We start from the raw sequence: 17,628 nt of genomic DNA on the forward strand, positions 1-17,628 counted from the left end.
GGCTTGGGAGAGGGGAAATCCATCCCTCCCTCGCCTGACGCTCGCTCTCATCCCCATAGCTGAAGCCAGGGGTTTTCTCGCTCGCAAAGATATAAATGGCCATTGATCCATAAGGAGTGAAAGAGAGTGCCCAATCTTCTGATTAAACATGCACAAATGATTACCATGGACCCAAATAACTCGATTTTAAGCGGCGACATCCTGATCGAAAACGATACGATTACAGAAATAGCAGCCAGTATCAACCCGAAAAAGGCTGACAAGGTGATTGACGCCCGTCGGCGAACGGTTATTCCCGGTTTCATCCAGACACACATCCATCTCTGTCAAACATTATTTCGAGGGCAAGCGGATGATTTGGAACTCTTGGATTGGCTCAAAAAACGGATTTGGCCGCTGGAAGCGGCACATGATGAGGAATCGCTCTATTATTCCGCCATGCTGGGGATTGGAGAACTGATTCAGAGCGGCACTACTTGCATTGTCGATATGGAAACGGTGCATCACACGGATGCCGCTTTTCAATCCCTGGCCAAGAGCGGTATTCGGGCTGTTTCCGGAAAAGTGATGATGGATAAAGGAGCAGAAGTACCGAAATTATTGCAAGAAAAAACGGAAGATTCCATTCAGCAAAGCGTTGACTTGTTGGAGAGATGGCACAATTATGATGACGGGCGGATCGAGTATGCTTTTTGCCCGAGGTTCGTTGTTTCCTGTACCGAAGAATTGCTTGTGAAGGTGCGCGACCTGTCCTCATCCTATAACGTAAAGGTGCATACCCACGCATCTGAGAACCGTGCTGAAATCGACTTAGTGGAAGCGGAACGCGGAATGCGAAACGTGGTCTACCTGGATCATATTGGTTTGGCAAATGAAAGATTGATTCTGGCTCATTGTGTTTGGCTGAATGAAGAAGAAAAGCAGATTATCAAAAAAAGAAAGGTCAAAGTCACCCACTGTCCCGGTTCCAACCTGAAATTGGCTTCAGGGATTGCTGATGTACCGGATCTGCTGGACAGAGACATTTTTGTAAGCTTGGGGGCTGATGGGGCTCCCTGTAACAATCAGTTGGATATGTTTCATGAAATGAGATTGGCAGCAATCCTCCATAAGCCCGCTTATGGGCCTACAGCGATGAAGGCCAAAAAAGTTTTGGAAATGGCCACCATCGGGGGAGCCAGAGCAGTGGGAATGGAAGATCAGATCGGCAGTATTGAAGTGGGCAAAAAAGCGGACTTAGTCATTCTCAACCTGAACAAATTCCACGCCTATCCCTCTTCAGAAGTTGACCCGATTTCGCGGATTGTCTATTCAGCATCCAAGTCCGACGTAGAAACCACGATCATCAACGGAAAGATCGTAATGGAGAACCGCGTGATGAAAACGATCGATGAAGATCTCGTTTTGAAAGAATCCAACCGCTCGATTCAAAGGTTGTTGAAGCGTCTGCCATCCATGAGCAGCTAATCCTAAAAGCCGGCCGAATTCATGGCGAGGATTTGTGCAAGGATCAAGAAAGTCTTGGTGTGGAAACATTTATTACTGTCATTTGATGGAAAATCGGTTCAGCCGGATTATCCCGAAGCCAAGCCATCTTGTTTCCCTCTGTCTTCCCGGTTCCCTGTTCTCTCACCCGGTCCGCTATTATCTTCCTGGTATACAGACGGACCGGAAACCCCACAGTTTCCGGTCCGCTCTCTATCTTTCTTAGACAAATGTACTTTCGCTCGGCCTGCTCCTAAGCATCATCCCCCTCCTGTCCGGAACCCCCGATCGTTTAACCCGATCCGGGAGCGGATGTGACACTCAACCGCATCAGGGATTCACTGTTCGCCACCCTATCCAACTTCGTTCTCAGCGGACGGGGAGCCAATGACGTTTCAGCGGAACGAAGCCATTCAGTCCATCTAGCCGCATCTTTTCCGAAATCCGTTCCGGTTATCGCGCGTAATTCCTCATGCGCATGTTCCACAAGAAGCGACCGGACATCATGGAGGTATTCGATCAGCACGGCATATCCTCTGGCGCTGCCGCAGCGGGCGAGGGCGCGGGCAATCGCGAGCTCCAGCATCGAGCGACGTTCCTCGAAGTAATCAGGTTGAAACCTGCTCGTACAGACCAGACCGTGGAGCGGCGGATAACTGTGCAGTTGATGGAGCAGTGGGACTGCTTTCGGACTGCCAAGCCGTTCCGCACCCGAGCATACCGCGTGCACATAGTAAAAATGTTCCTTTCAGCTTATGCCTGAAATCCTCCTCGGTCGGCCTGAGCCGTTTCACGATCTTCTCCCATACCGGTACACTTCGCTCATCTGCGGTCATTCCAAGCGAATACAGCAAATAAGCAACATCCGGCATCGCGCCGTAATCGGGAGGAAGCTGCACATACATGAAGTCCTCCCTTCTGAAAGGCAGGTCCCCATCTTCGTCCAGCAGCCGCTCGATTTCTGCCGCCAACACAGGAACTGCTTCACGGGAGCCCAGCATCGCCAGCGTCTGGGCGAGCTGGACCTTGCGTTGTCCTGACGCCCGATGCATCTCCCTTGTCAGCACGGGAATCACTCGGGGACCCACCGAACAGATCTCCACGATCGGAATCCTCCCGGTAAAAATCTCGTTCATCCGCATATTGGAATAATGATAAAACGGGTGATCGCCGGTGAGGGCGTCTACCAATCGTTCCAAGTCACGGTCATCATAAACGACCGGCTCCAACCGGCGGGTCAGGACTTCCTCGGGCAACAGCCCTTCTTCCACCAGTCTTCGCTGCAGCTTCGCCATGTTGACATACCGGGGAGCGACTCCTTCCCTGATTGACTGGACGGCGGCGATCGCCGCTGCCCCGCCCGAGATTCTCCAGGTCGGCTTGCATGCGGATGGCCGGGAGTGCATCGTGCGTGGCAGATATAGCTTTCCCGATCACCAATATACCGTCCAGCCCTTTCGGCAGCAGCATGCGGTAAGGAATTTCGATCAGCAGATTGGGGGGAATGCAGCCCATATTCACCCAATCCGCCGCGCTGACCCCTTTGACATCGTGGTTGCTGAAATGAATGTTGACCACGTCCGGCCAGAGCCGGATGAAGCATCTGATCGGCTAATGTCATGATGACATCCCCGACCATATGCCGGCTTTCCCTGGTGGCAACGTATACCCCATGATCGTGCAGAACGCCCCCCCGCCGCCTTCCGGCAAGAATGGCACGGGTATAATCTTCGATGTTGGAAACGTCCACCATGCTGGTGAAATTATTTCTCGTCCGTCCCGGCTTTTCGAACTGTGCAAGGGAGTACCACATCACTGTATGGTCCCTCTCCGACCCGTAGACATAGTTGGCCCCGGCAAACGCTGCGGCATCACCATCACCGGTGGCATCGAGAAGCACGTCGGACAAGAAAGCAAATGGTCCCCACCGGGGAGCGGCTACGGCCCCCTTCACCGTCTCGTTGTCCATAAAGGCTCCGAACAGAATCGTGTTGAAGAAAATCTTTGCCCCGACGGATTCCGCTTCTCTCAGCAGAGCATACATCTTGGCTTCGATGTTCCACTTGTGCCCTTTAGGCAAGATCCGAATAGGCGCTGAGCATGATCACGCCCGTATCCGGCATTTCCTCCTGCAGACGGCGGGCCAGCTCGATCCCGTCCATCTCGGGCATACGGATGTCCGTGACTACCAGATCCGGCTCGAAGTTTCTTGCCAGATCCAGTGCCTGACGGCCATTCGCCGCTTCGTAGATGCGTCCGATCTTCCATTTCTGCCACGGTACATATTGCTTCAAAGCCGCTCTTGTCTTGTTCTCATCTTCCACGATCAGAAGTTTGTACATGCTGTTCCCCTCGGAGTCGCACACGTGTTACGTTAATAAATCCCCCGGTCCGCCGCATAATCCTGCCGTGGCACTTGCAGATATTCATTGAAAAAACTCAGGGAACCATCTCCACACTTAAACATCCGGAAGAAACAGGCTGATTTTTATCCATACTGAGGCCATTGTCTTTCTTTCCACAATGCGAGTTTAGACTTAAAACAGTCCAACCGGTTTTCATCCACTCTCCCTTTTATGCCGACACCCACAACCGTATGGGGGAAAGATGGATCCCCGGCATGTTCGACAATGACTGTATCGAACTTTTTAAGCAAACTTTCAAAGCCCTGGGGGGTAAAACGCCAATAATCACAAGGATAATCATGGATCAAAAAATTCATGACCGAACTGACGATGGCAACTCCGTTTGGCTTAAGTATCCGATAAATCTCATCCATCGCTTTGCGGGGATATTCCACATGCTCCAATGTATCCATGGACAAAACGGTGCCAACCGATTCTGAAGGCAAATCGATCTGGTGCAAATCCAAAATCCGATCTACACCTGTCCCGGGCCTTAAATCACAACCTACATACTCCATCCCCAAAAAATACGGCCTCAGATCACCAAAACCTTCCTGACCGGGTACCTGCAGCGATCCGAACTCGTAGATCGGGGTAGATATGGGCAAGTCTTGCGAACATATTTTTACAAATTCCTTTATCAGTTGTCTCATGTACCAACTCTCCTCATCCTGGATATTTCTTTCTTTGCGTTCATTGCCTTTTTCAAAGCGGGTATTGGCTCACTCCCGGTGTATTTTCCGGAGTTACCAAGTACGATAAAACGGCTAAAGGATATTGATTGACCGATAATGATGAGGAGGCGGATGTCAAGATAAATTGGACGGTTTTGATCATCTCCTCTTGGTTGGGAATCAGAATACCCAGTCCGTGGTTGGAATAGATACGGAAAAAGTTCACTGACAATTCCGTCTCATTCAAAAAGTCCTCAATGGCTGTCAACACACCGTTTCTCGCACCATTTTCGTAAAGGGCATTATTCAGTGTCTCAAAGTATCCCCCTTCATCAACCAATTCGGACTTTCCGGGTTGAATCCCCTTTTTCGCATAGGGATGGCGAAACTCTTCCGGAATGGTTTCGGGGAAATAATACATGTCACGTCTGCCAAACGGCCATTCTGTGTCGTGCAGGCAAACGACGGGAAATTTGCCTTTCTTGACGGCCATTTTTTCGATTTGCTTCAACTCGTTGTAAACGGTATACCAATTGTGATCGCCATCGATCAGCACGATGTCATAGTCTTCAAGCTGTGGCAACACACGTAAACTAAAATCTTTGATGATTTTCAGATTGTTGGGATACGCCTCGCTCCATTTTTCAACATCAAACTGCGGTTCAGGGTCGATCACTGTCAAATGTGAATTAAATAGCTGGCAATAATCCAGAATCCGCCTTGTATTCTCTCCGGTTGCGGCACCGATTTCCACAATTTTCTTCGGCTTCAAATCGATAAATAATAATTTAATCACTTCATCCCAAAAGCGATACATGCCCATTTCCCCCTTTATAACTTCCCCCAGCAAGATTTCAAAAAGATATACTGCAATCGAAAATATTCCGGATCAAAGAACCGGGTATAACGATGGTAATGTAAGCACCAAGGTTCCACTTGTCTGGGAACGCCCACCAGATAACCTCTCCTGGTAAATTCAACGGATTGGGAGGCATCATAAAAGTGGAATCCGTCTAATTCTTCCCTCCATGGGATATCGTATTGGGTAGCCATGATCAGCCCATCGACGGCTTCAACCTCTTCAAAAGGAGTATCTATTTCTTTAAACCGAAGCACTGTAAACGTTTGTTCAGGGTAGGCAATCACTTTTCCGACTAAATCCTTCCCGTCCCACCAGGTTCCATTGGGAGGAAGTTTTTTGCATCCAACCATGCCCAGAAGGCCCAGCTGTGGGTTGGATTGAAACAACTCCAACATATTTAAAAGGAAATGGCGATTTAAAATGAATGTATCCTGGTGCAAATAAATTTTGTATTTGGCATCATTCGACAAGGCAGAATTATACGCTTGTGTGATGCTTTTCGCGCCGCGTATGGCTAAAAATTCAACCGAAAAATCTTTAGGTATAATTAGATTTGTTATATGCTTGAGGCACCGCCGGTATAATGCTTCATCATTCACACAGGTGACGAACAAAATTTTTTGATTATTCACTGAACCACCTCCTTTTGGATGCCATTCAACTGTGGCTCTGGCAGCGATCAACTGTCTATGGGAATTACATATTATTATATAGTGCCAATGCACCATTGGTTCCAAATCCCTTCACGGAATTATCTGAAAATTTTCGTTAATAAGTTCGTTTTACAAAAAAAACCTGGGTTTTAATTAACCCAGGTCTTCTCCATTTGCCTCTATTTGGAGTCTGCCCGCTTCAACCACTCCGGCAGCTCTTTTAATACATCTTGCGGACTGAGCTCTTTACTCTCTCCCGTGCGGCGCAGTTTGATTTCCACCAGTCCTTCGCCGGCTTTGGCTCCGACGACGATTCGAACCGGCATTCCCAAAAGGTCTGCGTCCTTAAACTTCACGCCGGCACGCTCGGCACGGTCGTCAAACAATACTTCAATGCCCGCTTTTTTCAGCTCTTCATACAACCATTCCGCCATCCGTGCCTGATCTTCGTTCTTCGTGTTTACGGTGATCAGGTGGACGGAAAACGGCGCTACTGCCACCGGCCAAATGATTCCGTTTTCATCGTGATGCTGTTCCACGATCGCGGCAACGGCCCGGGAAATTCCGATTCCGTAGCAACCCATGATGAAGGGCTGTTCTTTGCCGTTCGGGTCGAGGAATCTGGCGTTCATCGCCTCGCTGTAACGGGTTCCCAACTTAAACACATGCCCGACTTCAATGCCGCGCTTGAAATAAATCGTGGCCCCGCAACGAGGACAAGCGTCTCCTGCTTGAATGTTCCGCAGGTCAGCCACTTGATCCACCTCGAAGTCACGGCCCGCTTGGACATGGATCAGGTGGACATCCGCTTCATTCGCTCCAACGACCATCTCATTGAGCTGCATAACCGCTTGGTCAGCAATGATTTTCACTTTCTCCTTCAATCTGACCGGCCCGACGAATCCGGCAGGCGCCCCGGTGATCCGGCGCACCGTTTCTTCGTCCGCCAGTTCACAAACGCTTGCATCCAGCAAGTTTTTCACTTTCACATCATTGACTTCATGATCACCGCGCACCAAAACCAGAACAGGCACGCCGTCAGCGACAAACAGAATGCTTTTGACCAACTGTTCAGCCGGCAGGTTCAGATATTCGGCGACCTCCCCGATGGAACCTTTGCCGGGGGTTGATACTTTTTCCATCGCTGCGACCGGTGTTTTGTCTGCCGCTTCTTCCGGCCCGGTCACTTCAGCCATTTCGATATTGGCCGCATAATCGCACGCTTCGCACATCGCGATCGAATCTTCCCCGGCATCCGAAAGGACCATGAATTCGTGCGTGCCTTTTCCGCCAATCGCTCCGGCGTCCGCCTCTACCGCACGGAAATCGAGTCCTAAGCGAGTGAAAATGTTGGTATAGGCTTGATACATATCCTGATAGGTTTCATCCAAGGATTCCCGGTCCGCGTGGAAAGAATAGGCGTCTTTCATCACAAATTCACGGCCGCGGAGGAGACCGGAACGGGGTCTTTTTTCATCCCGAAACTTGGTTTGAATCTGGTAGAGGGACATCGGCAGTTTTTTGTATGTATTGATTTCGCCGCGCAGAAGGTCGGTAATCACTTCTTCGTGCGTCGGCCCCATGACGAAATCGCGGTCATGCCGGTCTTTCAGCTTTACCAGTTCCGGTCCGTAGTTCGTAAAGCGGCCGCTTTCCTGCCAAAGTTCCGCCGGATGCAGGGCAGGCAGCAACAGTTCTTGCGCCCCGATCCGGTCCATTTCTTCGCGAACAATATTTTCAACTTTATGTAGGACCCGGTAGCCCAGAGGCAAATACGTATAAATCCCGGCTGCCAATTGTCGGATAAATCCCCCGCGAAGCAGGAGTTGGTGGCTGATCATCTCCGCTTCTCCAACGTTGCGCAGCGTGGGTATCAGCGCATTTTTTTGTCGCATGTTCATCCCCTCGTTTCCAGTGAATCATAACTAAAAACTATATTACTGATAGAAGCGAAAAAAAGAAAGCCGGATGGTTGAAGCAAACCCAACCGCCGAATAGACAAATATTTCCATCCAAGGTGGATTGGCCGCCTGCTTCAGCCCGTTGCCGACCCATTCCGGACGCCGCTTGGGACAAAACAAACCCAGCTCCAACCGATGAAGCGGGTTGACTGGGTTTGTTCCCAAAGCCATCAGGTAAAGAAGATCTTTTTAATGTCGTTGAACGTAACGACCAGCATCAACATCATGAGGAGGGCAAAACCGACAAAGTGGACCAAGCTTTCTTTGTTCGGGTTGATCGGCCTGCCCCTTACCGCTTCCAGACCGATAAACACGAGACGGCTGCCATCCAGGGCCGGGATGGGGAGCAGGTTAAAGATTCCCAAGTTTAAACTCAAGAGGGCTGTCCACTTGATGAGCGGCGCAATGCCGGCTTCGGCCGCTTTGCCGGTAATGTCTCCCATCTGTACAGGGCCGCCCAGGCTCTTAATCGACAGTTGACCGGTCACCAGCTTGGCGAAGCCGTCCAAGATGATGGCAGACCATTCATAGGTTTTCTTGAATCCGTCAGCAATGGCTTCGGTAACCGTTGCCTTTCGCATCATTTTAGCCACGCTGAATTTGGCACCAATCTGGTAGGTTTCACCCACTTTTTCGGGTGTCATCGTCATGTGCAGGGTCTCGCCTGCTCTTTGAACGGTAATCGTAACCGGTTGTCCTTTGGATTCCATCAGTTTATAGCGAAGGGCGTCCATGGTGCGCACCTCTTCACCGTTCACCGCCGTGATGAGATCCCCTTTTTGGATCCCGGCAGCAGCCGCCGGCTTGCCTGGCAATACTTCCTCAACCGGCAGCCGGTCTTGCACACCGACCATCAACGTGTACACCATAAACAGAATAATGGTGAGGATGATGTTAAAGAGAGGTCCGGCAAAAATGGCCATCGCCTTTTGTCCAACTGTTTTCGATCCAAACTGGCGGTCTTTCGGAGCAATTTGAACCACATTTTTTTCACTGAAATGAATGAAGGCTTTTGGGTCCAGAGGATATTTGGTCTCTACTCCATTATCGTCCTCGAGGATCAAATACAGTTTATCTTCCAGATCAGCCTCCAGCACTCTGCCTGCTGTCAGTTTTTTTTGCAGGTGGACAGGCTCCTTGAAATATAAATGGTCAATTTGTCCCTTGTCGTTCTGGGTGGCATAAACAAACGACCCCGTTTTGATTTCCACAACTTCCGCATCTTCACCGGCCATCCGTACAAATCCGCCAAGTGGTAAAGCCCGAATCGAATACATCGTCTCACCGTGGATTCTGGAATAAATCTTCGGGCCAAAGCCAATGGCAAATTCGCGCACCAGAATCCCGGCGCGTTTTGCAAACAAGAAATGGCCAAGTTCATGAATAAACACCAACAGACTGAGTACCAATATAAAAACCAGGACTGTCTGCATAAGAATCTTCACCACCTTGGTTAGTCAACAGCTTTACCACTCGGACTTCAGGTCATACTTGCCATACTCTCAGCACAGTCTTGAGCGAACTTTCTGGCCCACTGATCCGCCTCCTCAATCTCTTCCAGCGTCGGATTTTGGACGGGGTTGTGCGTGCTGAGCGCCCGCTCCACGATTTCTTCTATGGAGAGAAATGACAATTTCCCCTTGAGGAAACACTCGACGGCCACTTCGTTGGCGGCATTTAAAACGGTTGGCATCGTTCCTCCCGACCGTCCCGCTTCGTACGCCATTTTCAAGCAAGGAAAACGCTGCAAATCCGGGGCGCGAAAGTCCAGCCGGGAAAGCGCGATCAGATCCAGCGCCGGTGTACGGAGAGGAAGGCGTTTCGGGAAGGTCAAGGAATACTGAATGGGCACTTTCATATCCGGTGTTCCCAACTGGGCCATCACTGCTCCATCCACAAACTCTACCATCGAATGGATGATGCTCTGGGGGTGAATGATCACATCGATTTGTTCATAAGGGAGCTGAAACAGCCAATGAGCTTCGATCACTTCCAGCCCTTTATTCATCAGTGTTGCCGAATCGATCGTTACTTTGGCTCCCATGGACCAGTTGGGGTGCTGAAGAGCTTTTTCTACGGTTGCTTCCCGAAGCTGATCCCGTGACCAATCGCGGAAAGCCCCTCCGGAAGCTGTCAGGATGATCCGGCGCACATCCTGCCTTCTTTCTCCGTTTAAGCATTGAAAGATCGCCGAGTGTTCGCTGTCGACGGGAATCACGGGAACATTCGCTTCTTGTGCTGCTTGTGTGACGATATGTCCGGCTGTGACCAGCGTTTCTTTATTGGCCAGGCCGATTTTTTTGCCGGCACGGATGGCGGCCAGCGTGGGGGGAAGACCGCGGCTTCCTACCAAGGCAGACATCACAAAGGTCCCCTCCGGATGGGTGGCAACTTCCAGAAGCCCCTCTTCACCCCAGAGAACTTTCACGTTGGTCCCCGCTTCCCTTTGCACCGCCTCTGCAGCTTCCTGAGTAGCCATCGAAACCAGCTTGGGTTTGAACTGTTTCACCTGGCGAATCATTTCTTCAACATTGGAACCGGCGGCCAGCGCAACCACTTGAAATTCATCCGGATGCTGCGCGATCACTTCACAAGTGCTCCTGCCGATCGAACCGGTAGAGCCGAGAATAATCACCTTTTCTGCCACTTTTCTCCCCTGCCCGTCAGACTAGATTGGTTAAATGTAGAACGATGAAAGTAAAGAGCAAACTATCAAATCGGTCCAGCATACCGCCATGACCGGGAAGCATGGTCCCTGAATCTTTGACGCCAGTCGTTCTCTTCCATGCTGACTCGATGAGATCTCCCAATTGCCCGACGACTGAGATGAAGATTCCGAGCCAAACGGCCTTTCCCATGCTTCCGAGCTCCGGTGCAAAGGCAAAACAGATCACACTCATGATCATTCCGAAAATGATTCCCGCCACCGACCCCTCGACGGTTTTATTGGGGCTGATCTCCGGCCACAGCTTTCTTTTGCCCAAACGTTTTCCAAAGAAATAAGCACCCGAATCATTCGCCCAGGTAACAAAGATCACCAAGAGGAGAAAGGCTAAACCGTGAGGTTTCCAAATGGTCTGCATCATATAAGAAAATCCGTAACCTATGTACATGGCCCCCACAAACAAATAAGCCATTTGAAAAATATCAAAATGATTGCGGCTCACGACGATCCAAACAGATGACAGAACAAGTCCCCAGACGATGTGATCGGGATCCTGAAGAAACGAATCAGGGAGCACATGCTGCCTGCTGAGTCCCAAGGCAAAGATATACAAAATGACAGCGATTCCGATCAGAACAGGAGGCTGTTTCCAATGATGGCGGTTCATCTGGGCATATTCCAAAAAGGCAATCACCGCCAAGACGAAAAGCAGACCCGAAAACCACCAGCCGCCTAACATCAGCAGCAAAAGAAAGCCTGCGGCCCCCAACACCCCCGTTATGATTCTCTGTTTCATCGGCTATTCCCCTGTCTCTTTTTCACACCGCTCCATAACGACGCGAACGATGCTGAAAATCTTCAATTGCCTGATAGAACAATTCTGGAGTAAAATCCGGCCATAGTGTATCCGTAAACCACAATTCGCTGTAAGCCAGTTGCCACAACAGGAAGTTGCTTATGCGAAGTTCTCCGCTTGTGCGTATCACCAGATCCGGATCCGGCAATCCGCGGGTGAGCAAATGCCGGCTGATCACCTCTTCATTTACCTCGTCTTTATCAATATTTCCTTTTTTTACTTCATCTATAATTTGCCGTACCGCACGGACAATTTCATCTCTCGATCCGTAATTAATCGCAAAATTAAGGATAAGGCCGGTATTATGCTTTGTCTTTTCTTCAAATTCAGTTAAAGCCATCTGAGTCTGGGATGGGGTTTGGCTCTTTTCGCCAAGCATTTGAACTTTGACGTTGCGATCAATCAGCTCTTGCAAATCCGTTTTTAAAAATTCAATAGGCAATTTCATCAAATAATCTACTTCATCTTTGGGCCGCTTCCAGTTCTCCGTCGAAAAAGAATAAAACGTCAACACCTGGATCCCCAGTTCATCGGCAGCGCGAATGGTTTCCCGTACTCTTTTCATTCCTGCCGCATGCCCGGCTGTCCTCGGAAGCCCGCGTTTCTTCGCCCAACGGCCATTTCCGTCCGTGATGATGGCTACATGCTTCGGCAAAGGCGCCCGTTTGATGGCCGCCAACAGCTCTTCCTTGTTTTGCCTGGTCTTATTCTCACCGCCAACGAACCGCTTAATGGATTCAATCATGGGTCATTCCTCCGAAAAAATGCTAGTCATTCTCCATATAAACATATGAATGGTTTGCTCGAAATAGGCGTAGATAGAAAACCCCCTCTAAAATTGAAGGGGTTTTCCACCCGGGGTGTCTTCAGATTTCCATGATTTCTTTTTCCTTCGCCGAAATCACCTGATCTGCCTCTTTAATGAAGCGATCCGTCAGTTTTTGAATTTCATCCTGGCCACGGCGGGACATATCCTCGGGAATTTCACCGTTCTTCTCCAATTTTTTCAGCTCATCGTTGGCATCACGGCGAATGTTGCGAATGGCGATTTTCGCTTCTTCACCCATTTTTCGGGCCACCTTCACCAGCTCGCTCCGGCGCTGTTCCGTCAACGGCGGAATGCTGATACGGATGACATTTCCGTCGTTGTTCGGTGTGAGACCCAGTTCAGACTTCAAGATGGCCCGTTCGATTTCCCCCAATGCCGACTTGTCCCAAGGCTGAATGAGCAGGGTCCGAGGATCCGGGGTAGAAATATTGGCCATTTGGTTGACCGGCATTTCACTTCCATAGTATTCAACCATCACTTTGTCCAGAATCGCCGGATTGGCTCTCCCCGCTCTTAATGTGAGCAGATCTTTTTTCAATACCTGAATGGCTTTTTCCATTTTCTCTTGGGCTCGGTTTTTCAATTCATTCACCATTTACATGCTCCCCCTTACAAGTGTTCCGATATGCTCCCCTAGGACCACGCGGCGGATATTTCCTTCTTCAGAAATATTAAAAACAATCAGCGGGATATCATTATCCATACACAGAGAGGTTGCGGTTGAATCCATAACACCTAAACCTTTATTGAGAATTTCCAGATAGGTCAGGGTTTCATATTTGGTTGCCGTCGGATCTTTACTTGGATCAGCGCTGTATACGCCATCCACATTGTTTTTGGCCATCAGGATCACTTCTGCCTCGATTTCGGCAGCGCGGAGAGCGGCGGTCGTATCCGTGGAGAAGAACGGGTTTCCGTTTCCAGCGGCGAAAATGACCACCCGCCCTTTTTCCAAATGACGAATCGCCCTGCGCCGAATGTAAGGTTCGGCCACCTGTCTCATCTCAATCGAGGTTTGTACCCGGGTGGGGACATCCGTTCTTTCCAATGCATCCTGCAAGGCCAGCGAGTTCATGACCGTGGCCAGCATGCCCATATAGTCGGCCGTTGCCCGGTCGATCCCTTTCTCTGTTCCGGAGATGCCGCGCCAAATATTTCCGCCCCCGACCACAACTGCAACTTCGACACCCAGCTCGACTACTTCTTTAATTTGCCTGGCAAGCGAGCCGATCACATTGGCATCGATCCCGTATCCGATGTCACCGGCCAGCGCTTCACCGCTTAACTTCAGTACGACTCGCTTATATTTGGGAGTACTCATCAGCGTCCTCCGTTCCTACAATAATCCTGCAAAAAAAGGGAACACGTAAGGAGTGTTCCCCTATATGTTTTGGGTTAGCCTTTCTTGACTTGGGCCATAACTTCTTCAGCGAAGTTGTCTTCGCGTTTTTCGAGCCCTTCACCCATTTCGTAACGAACAAAACGGCGAATGGAGATGTTTTCACCGATCTTGGCAATTTGTTCTTTGACCAATTCATCAATGGTTTTGTCACTATCTTTTACAAATGGCTGCTCCAGCAAGCAGATTTCTTTGAAGTGCTTGGAAAGACGTCCTTCTACCATTTTGTCCACAATATTCTCCGGCTTTCCTTCCGCGAGCGCCTGTTGTCTCAAGATTTCGCGCTCTTTCTCGATTTCCTCAGCCGGAACTTCTTCGCGGCGTACGTATTTCGGTGCCATCGCGGCAATTTGCATCGCAATGTCTTTGACGAAGGATTTAAATTCATCCGTTTTCGCAACAAAGTCGGTTTCGCAGTTCACTTCGACCAGAACACCGATGCGACCGCCGGCATGTATGTAAGAATCAACAACTCCCTCAGCTGCGATGCGGCCTGCTTTTTTCGCAGCGTTGGCAATTCCTTTTTCACGGAGCCATTCAATCGCTTTTTCCATGTCTCCGCCCGTCTCAGTGAGAGCTTTTTTGCAATCCATCATACCTGCGCCTGTTTTTTCACGCAGTTCTTTAACCATTGCAGCAGTGATTGCCATGAAGGGGTTCCTCCTTAAAAAAGTATAGGATTGTCCATTTATTCGTTAAAAAGGGGTGGGCAAGAAACGGACGTTTCTGTGCCACCCTTTTTTGGTTCTATTAAGAAGCAGTGCTGTTTTGTTGCTCGCCTTGTCTACCTTCCAAAATCGCATCGGCAATTTTGCTGGTGAAGAGACGAACAGCGCGGATGGCATCATCGTTACCGGGAATGACATAATCGATCTCATCCGGATCACAGTTGGTATCCACGATGGAGATGATCGGGATATTCAGCTTGCGAGCCTCAGCCACTGCGATGCGCTCTTTGCGGGGATCGATGATGAAGATCGCATCCGGCAATTTTTTCATGTTTTTGATGCCGCCCAGGAATTTTTCCAGTTTTGCATGTTCTTTTTTCAAGAGCACAACTTCTTTTTTCGGAAGCACATCAAAAGTTCCGTCTTCTGCCATGCGTTCCAGCTCATGCAAACGCTCGATGCGCTTGCGGATGGTTTGGAAGTTGGTGAGCGTTCCACCCAGCCAACGATGGTTGACATAGAACATGTCGGAGCGGATTGCTTCTTCTTTCACTGCCTCTTGGGCCTGCTTTTTGGTACCGACAAAGAGAATGGTACCGCCATCTGCTGCCAGGTCACGTACAAAGTTGTACGCTTGCTCCATCATTTTTACGGTTTTTTGCAGGTCGATAATGTAGATCCCGTTGCGCTCGGTGAAAATGTATTTGCTCATTTTCGGATTCCAGCGACGGGTTTGGTGTCCGAAATGAACACCGGCTTCCAACAGTTGCTTCATGGATACGACTGCCATTTCTGTAAATCCTCCCTGTGGTTTTTTCCTCCGCCGAAGGTCATCGAGAGCCAGAAACCGCGGGCATCCGCGGCACCGTCTGCTCACTTCCCTCAGCGTGTGTGTTTACACCACTCACGACTATACCATATTCGCAAGCAGCTGCGCAAGCATTTATCTTTTATAAAAGTTTATGAGTTGCGGAGCTTGTCTAAAGCCGGCAACAGTCGGTCATTCAAGATTTTAATGTAGGTCCCTTTCATGCCGAGGGAACGCGATTCAATCACCCCGGCGCTTTCCAGTTTTCTGAGCGCATTGACAATCACCGAACGGGTAATGCCGGCCCGGTCAGCCACGCGGCTGGCGACCAGCAACCCCTCTTTGCCGTCCAGCTCCTCAAAAATGTGTTCAACCGCCTCCAATTCACTGAACGACAGAGAACCGATCGCCATCTGCACCACGGCCCTGCTGCGCGCTTCTTCTTCCGCTTGTTCCGCCTTCTCCCGCAATATTTCCATCCCGACAACCGTTGCCCCGTACTCAGCCAGAATCAGGTCATCATCGACAAACTGCTCATTATACCGGGTCAAAAGGAGCGTTCCCAGCCGATCTCCTCCGCCGATAATCGGAACCACGGTGGTATAGCGGTGCTCAAACATGCCCCCGAGCTGTTTGGTAAAGCTGTATTCACTGTTTTCATCCATGTTGGCGGAGGTTTCTTTCATCTGTTTCAACCACTGATTGTATTCTTCGGGAATCCTTCGCTCCTGCAAAACGGCATTGATCATCTCATCGCCGGCAATTTCCTGGGCAATTCCATAACCGAGAATTTTTCCTTTGCGGCTGATCACATAAATATTTGCTCCGATGATATCCCTGAGAACTTCAGACATCTCCATAAAACTGACAGCCTGTCCGCCTGTCCGCTGCAACAGCCGGTTAATTTTCCTTGCTTTGGAAAGCAGATTCATTCCCTGTGTGCTCCTTCCTCTTACAAAATGTATTCCCTCAAATCGCGATCAGCCACAATGTCGGACAGGCGGTCCTTGACATACTGAGGCGTGATCGTCACTTCACCCATGCCGATCTCCGGCGCTTCAAAGGACAGCTCTTCGAGCAGGCGTTCCAGGATGGTATGCAGCCGCCGCGCGCCGATATTTTCCATCGTGCTGTTCACCTGTGCCGCCAAGCGGGCAATCTCCCGGATCGCTTCCGGCGTAAAAGTAACCCGAATTCCTTCTGTCTCCAAGAGAGCCGTGTACTGTTTGATCAAAGCGCTTTTCGGCTCCGTCAAGATGCGCACGAAGTCATCCGCAGTCAAATCGTTCAGTTCTACGCGAATCGGGAAACGCCCTTGCAGTTCAGGGATCAGATCGGAGGGTTTCGCCACATGGAAAGCGCCTGCAGCGATGAACAAAATGTAATCTGTTTTAACCGGACCGTATTTAGTCATGACGGTTGAGCCTTCCACAATCGGAAGGATGTCTCTTTGCACGCCTTCACGGGAAACATCAGGCCCGTGACGGTCTTTTCCGGCGATCTTGTCAATCTCGTCCAAAAAAATAATCCCGGATTGTTCCACGCGTTCTAAAGCTTCCTGGATCACTTGGTCCATGTCGATCAGTTTCTGCCCTTCCTGCTGCATCAGCACCTCCCGGGCCTCGCGGATCGGCAGACGACGTTTTTTCGTTTTCTTCGGCAAGAATTGACCGAGCATCTCCTGCATATTCATGCCCATCTGCTCCGCCCCGGTACCGGCAAACATGTCGAACATCGAAGGCATTTGCTCTTCCACTTCAATCTCGATGATCCGGTCTTCCAACTCGCCGCGCAGGAGCTTTTCCTTCATGAGGCGCCGCTCTTCCGATACTCTCTTTTTTTCCTGAACATCCTGAGGGGTGGTGGTTGTCTGGGTGTTTTGTTGAAAGAGGAGTTCGAGAGGGTTTTTAAATCCGACGGCCGCCCTTTTTTCCGGAACCAATATCTCAACGATCCGTTCATCCGCGAGGGCCCGGGCTTGGCTCTTTACGTTTTCGAGCTTTTCTGACTTTACCATCCGGATTCCTGTTTCCACCAGATCGCGAATCATCGATTCCACATCGCGCCCCACATATCCTACTTCCGTAAATTTAGTCGCTTCCAGTTTTATAAACGGGGCGCCGACCAATTTTGCCAAACGGCGGGCAATTTCGGTCTTTCCCACTCCGGTGGGACCGATCATCAAAATATTTTTCGGAACGATCTCCTCTCTCAGCTCAGGAGGCAGCAAGCTGCGGCGATAGCGGTTTCTCAGAGCGATGGCAACCGCCCGCTTGGCCTGATCCTGTCCGACGATGTACTTGTCCAGCTCAGCGACAATCCGTCTGGGTGTCCATTTTTCCTGCGGCTTCAGCTCCCGCATA

At 50.1% G+C, this 17,628-nt stretch carries 20 protein-coding genes and 1 pseudogene; 1 reads left to right on the plus strand and 20 read right to left on the minus strand.

What is annotated here, in order from left to right:
* Positions 1–126: 126 nt before the first annotated feature.
* Positions 127–1,467 carry a 5'-deoxyadenosine deaminase gene (locus BMW55_RS18315; RefSeq protein WP_089973199.1) on the plus strand — a complete coding sequence of 447 codons (1,341 nt, stop codon included), beginning with the start codon at positions 127–129 and terminating at the stop codon, positions 1,465–1,467.
* Between the two features lie 310 nt (positions 1,468–1,777).
* Here the strand turns inward: BMW55_RS18315 and BMW55_RS18320 are convergent, their stop codons facing one another.
* The 20 genes and pseudogenes from BMW55_RS18320 to hslU all read right to left on the minus strand — a co-directional run bounded on the left by BMW55_RS18320 (position 1,778) and on the right by hslU (position 17,627).
* Entirely contained in the window at positions 1,778–2,071 is a 294-nt protein-coding gene (locus BMW55_RS18320; protein ID WP_089973202.1) for a hypothetical protein, read from the minus strand.
* Positions 2,072–2,093: 22 nt separating this feature from the next.
* Positions 2,094–2,780, minus strand: a complete 687-nt coding sequence (locus BMW55_RS18325; protein WP_170840021.1) for a hypothetical protein — start codon at positions 2,778–2,780, stop codon at positions 2,094–2,096.
* Positions 2,695–3,000 (minus strand): FAD-dependent oxidoreductase, encoded by a 306-nt coding sequence (locus BMW55_RS20015; RefSeq protein WP_425283883.1) that lies wholly within the window; start codon positions 2,998–3,000, stop codon positions 2,695–2,697. The genes BMW55_RS18325 and BMW55_RS20015 overlap by 86 nt, the downstream gene beginning before the upstream one ends.
* Positions 3,001–3,283: 283 nt before the next feature.
* Positions 3,284–3,529, minus strand: a pseudogene (locus BMW55_RS20020) (FAD-dependent oxidoreductase); the annotation flags it as partial.
* 28 nt (positions 3,530–3,557) lie between these two features.
* On the minus strand, positions 3,558–3,827 hold the full coding sequence (locus BMW55_RS18335) for a response regulator (RefSeq protein ID WP_089973210.1): 270 nt from the start codon (positions 3,825–3,827) through the stop codon (positions 3,558–3,560).
* 146 nt (positions 3,828–3,973) lie between these two features.
* Positions 3,974–4,543 carry a methyltransferase domain-containing protein gene (locus BMW55_RS18340; RefSeq protein ID WP_089973213.1) on the minus strand — a complete coding sequence of 190 codons (570 nt, stop codon included), beginning with the start codon at positions 4,541–4,543 and terminating at the stop codon, positions 3,974–3,976.
* A 52-nt stretch (positions 4,544–4,595) separates the two neighbouring features.
* Entirely contained in the window at positions 4,596–5,381 is a 786-nt protein-coding gene (locus BMW55_RS18345; RefSeq protein ID WP_089973216.1) for a class I SAM-dependent methyltransferase, read from the minus strand.
* Between the two features lie 14 nt (positions 5,382–5,395).
* On the minus strand, positions 5,396–6,058 hold the full coding sequence (locus BMW55_RS18350; RefSeq protein ID WP_089973220.1) for a glycosyltransferase family protein: 663 nt from the start codon (positions 6,056–6,058) through the stop codon (positions 5,396–5,398).
* A gap of 200 nt (positions 6,059–6,258) precedes the next feature.
* Positions 6,259–7,974 carry a proline--tRNA ligase gene (locus BMW55_RS18355; protein WP_089973223.1) on the minus strand — a complete coding sequence of 572 codons (1,716 nt, stop codon included), beginning with the start codon at positions 7,972–7,974 and terminating at the stop codon, positions 6,259–6,261.
* Between the two features lie 42 nt (positions 7,975–8,016).
* On the minus strand, positions 8,017–8,211 hold the full coding sequence (locus BMW55_RS18360; RefSeq protein ID WP_089973225.1) for a hypothetical protein: 195 nt from the start codon (positions 8,209–8,211) through the stop codon (positions 8,017–8,019).
* The gene (gene rseP / locus BMW55_RS18365; RefSeq protein ID WP_089973228.1) at positions 8,211–9,473 is read right to left on the minus strand and encodes an RIP metalloprotease RseP; all 1,263 of its coding nucleotides are present in this window, start codon (positions 9,471–9,473) and stop codon (positions 8,211–8,213) included. The genes BMW55_RS18360 and rseP overlap by 1 nt, the downstream gene beginning before the upstream one ends.
* Positions 9,474–9,520: 47 nt before the next feature.
* Positions 9,521–10,687 carry a 1-deoxy-D-xylulose-5-phosphate reductoisomerase gene (locus tag BMW55_RS18370; RefSeq protein ID WP_089973230.1) on the minus strand — a complete coding sequence of 389 codons (1,167 nt, stop codon included), beginning with the start codon at positions 10,685–10,687 and terminating at the stop codon, positions 9,521–9,523.
* A gap of 16 nt (positions 10,688–10,703) precedes the next feature.
* Positions 10,704–11,501 (minus strand): phosphatidate cytidylyltransferase, encoded by a 798-nt coding sequence (locus BMW55_RS18375; RefSeq protein ID WP_089973233.1) that lies wholly within the window; start codon positions 11,499–11,501, stop codon positions 10,704–10,706.
* Between the two features lie 22 nt (positions 11,502–11,523).
* Positions 11,524–12,306 carry an undecaprenyl pyrophosphate synthase gene (locus tag BMW55_RS18380; protein WP_089973234.1) on the minus strand — a complete coding sequence of 261 codons (783 nt, stop codon included), beginning with the start codon at positions 12,304–12,306 and terminating at the stop codon, positions 11,524–11,526.
* 121 nt (positions 12,307–12,427) lie between these two features.
* Positions 12,428–12,985 carry a ribosome recycling factor gene (frr, locus tag BMW55_RS18385; RefSeq protein WP_089973237.1) on the minus strand — a complete coding sequence of 186 codons (558 nt, stop codon included), beginning with the start codon at positions 12,983–12,985 and terminating at the stop codon, positions 12,428–12,430.
* Positions 12,986–13,711 carry a UMP kinase gene (gene pyrH, locus BMW55_RS18390; protein WP_089973241.1) on the minus strand — a complete coding sequence of 242 codons (726 nt, stop codon included), beginning with the start codon at positions 13,709–13,711 and terminating at the stop codon, positions 12,986–12,988.
* A 74-nt stretch (positions 13,712–13,785) separates the two neighbouring features.
* The gene (gene tsf / locus BMW55_RS18395; protein ID WP_089973243.1) at positions 13,786–14,439 is read right to left on the minus strand and encodes a translation elongation factor Ts; all 654 of its coding nucleotides are present in this window, start codon (positions 14,437–14,439) and stop codon (positions 13,786–13,788) included.
* Between the two features lie 100 nt (positions 14,440–14,539).
* Complete coding sequence (gene rpsB, locus BMW55_RS18400) at positions 14,540–15,247, minus strand: 30S ribosomal protein S2 (protein ID WP_089973246.1); 708 nt, start codon at positions 15,245–15,247, stop codon at positions 14,540–14,542.
* 170 nt (positions 15,248–15,417) lie between these two features.
* Positions 15,418–16,197 (minus strand): GTP-sensing pleiotropic transcriptional regulator CodY, encoded by a 780-nt coding sequence (codY, locus tag BMW55_RS18405; protein WP_089973249.1) that lies wholly within the window; start codon positions 16,195–16,197, stop codon positions 15,418–15,420.
* 20 nt (positions 16,198–16,217) lie between these two features.
* A complete protein-coding gene (hslU, locus tag BMW55_RS18410) occupies positions 16,218–17,627 on the minus strand; it encodes an ATP-dependent protease ATPase subunit HslU (protein WP_089973251.1) in 1,410 nt (469 codons plus the stop codon).
* Position 17,628: the final 1 nt, after the last annotated feature.

This window comes from Lihuaxuella thermophila, assembly GCF_900110165.1.
In the GTDB taxonomy this organism is placed as follows: Bacteria; Bacillota; Bacilli; order Thermoactinomycetales; family Thermoactinomycetaceae; genus Lihuaxuella; species Lihuaxuella thermophila.

Bases quoted from the DNA above. Each gene is read 5' to 3' on its own strand.
- BMW55_RS18320 (WP_089973202.1), bottom strand. From the start codon at position 2,071: ATGCTGGAGCTCGCGATTGCCCGCGCCCTCGCCCGCTGCGGCAGCGCC.
- BMW55_RS18325 (WP_170840021.1), bottom strand. From the start codon at position 2,780: ATGGCGAAGCTGCAGCGAAGACTGGTGGAAGAAGGGCTGTTGCCCGAG.
- BMW55_RS20015 (WP_425283883.1), bottom strand. From the start codon at position 3,000: ATGGGCTGCATTCCCCCCAATCTGCTGATCGAAATTCCTTACCGCATG.
- BMW55_RS18335 (WP_089973210.1), bottom strand. From the start codon at position 3,827: ATGTACAAACTTCTGATCGTGGAAGATGAGAACAAGACAAGAGCGGCT.
- BMW55_RS18340 (WP_089973213.1), bottom strand. From the start codon at position 4,543: ATGAGACAACTGATAAAGGAATTTGTAAAAATATGTTCGCAAGACTTG.
- BMW55_RS18345 (WP_089973216.1), bottom strand. From the start codon at position 5,381: ATGTATCGCTTTTGGGATGAAGTGATTAAATTATTATTTATCGATTTG.
- BMW55_RS18355 (WP_089973223.1), bottom strand. From the start codon at position 7,974: ATGCGACAAAAAAATGCGCTGATACCCACGCTGCGCAACGTTGGAGAA.
- BMW55_RS18360 (WP_089973225.1), bottom strand. From the start codon at position 8,211: ATGGCTTTGGGAACAAACCCAGTCAACCCGCTTCATCGGTTGGAGCTG.
- rseP (WP_089973228.1), bottom strand. From the start codon at position 9,473: ATGCAGACAGTCCTGGTTTTTATATTGGTACTCAGTCTGTTGGTGTTT.
- BMW55_RS18375 (WP_089973233.1), bottom strand. From the start codon at position 11,501: ATGAAACAGAGAATCATAACGGGGGTGTTGGGGGCCGCAGGCTTTCTT.
- BMW55_RS18380 (WP_089973234.1), bottom strand. From the start codon at position 12,306: ATGATTGAATCCATTAAGCGGTTCGTTGGCGGTGAGAATAAGACCAGG.
- frr (WP_089973237.1), bottom strand. From the start codon at position 12,985: ATGGTGAATGAATTGAAAAACCGAGCCCAAGAGAAAATGGAAAAAGCC.
- pyrH (WP_089973241.1), bottom strand. From the start codon at position 13,711: ATGAGTACTCCCAAATATAAGCGAGTCGTACTGAAGTTAAGCGGTGAA.
- tsf (WP_089973243.1), bottom strand. From the start codon at position 14,439: ATGGCAATCACTGCTGCAATGGTTAAAGAACTGCGTGAAAAAACAGGC.
- rpsB (WP_089973246.1), bottom strand. From the start codon at position 15,247: ATGGCAGTCGTATCCATGAAGCAACTGTTGGAAGCCGGTGTTCATTTC.
- codY (WP_089973249.1), bottom strand. From the start codon at position 16,197: ATGAATCTGCTTTCCAAAGCAAGGAAAATTAACCGGCTGTTGCAGCGG.
- hslU (WP_089973251.1), bottom strand. From the start codon at position 17,627: ATGCGGGAGCTGAAGCCGCAGGAAAAATGGACACCCAGACGGATTGTC.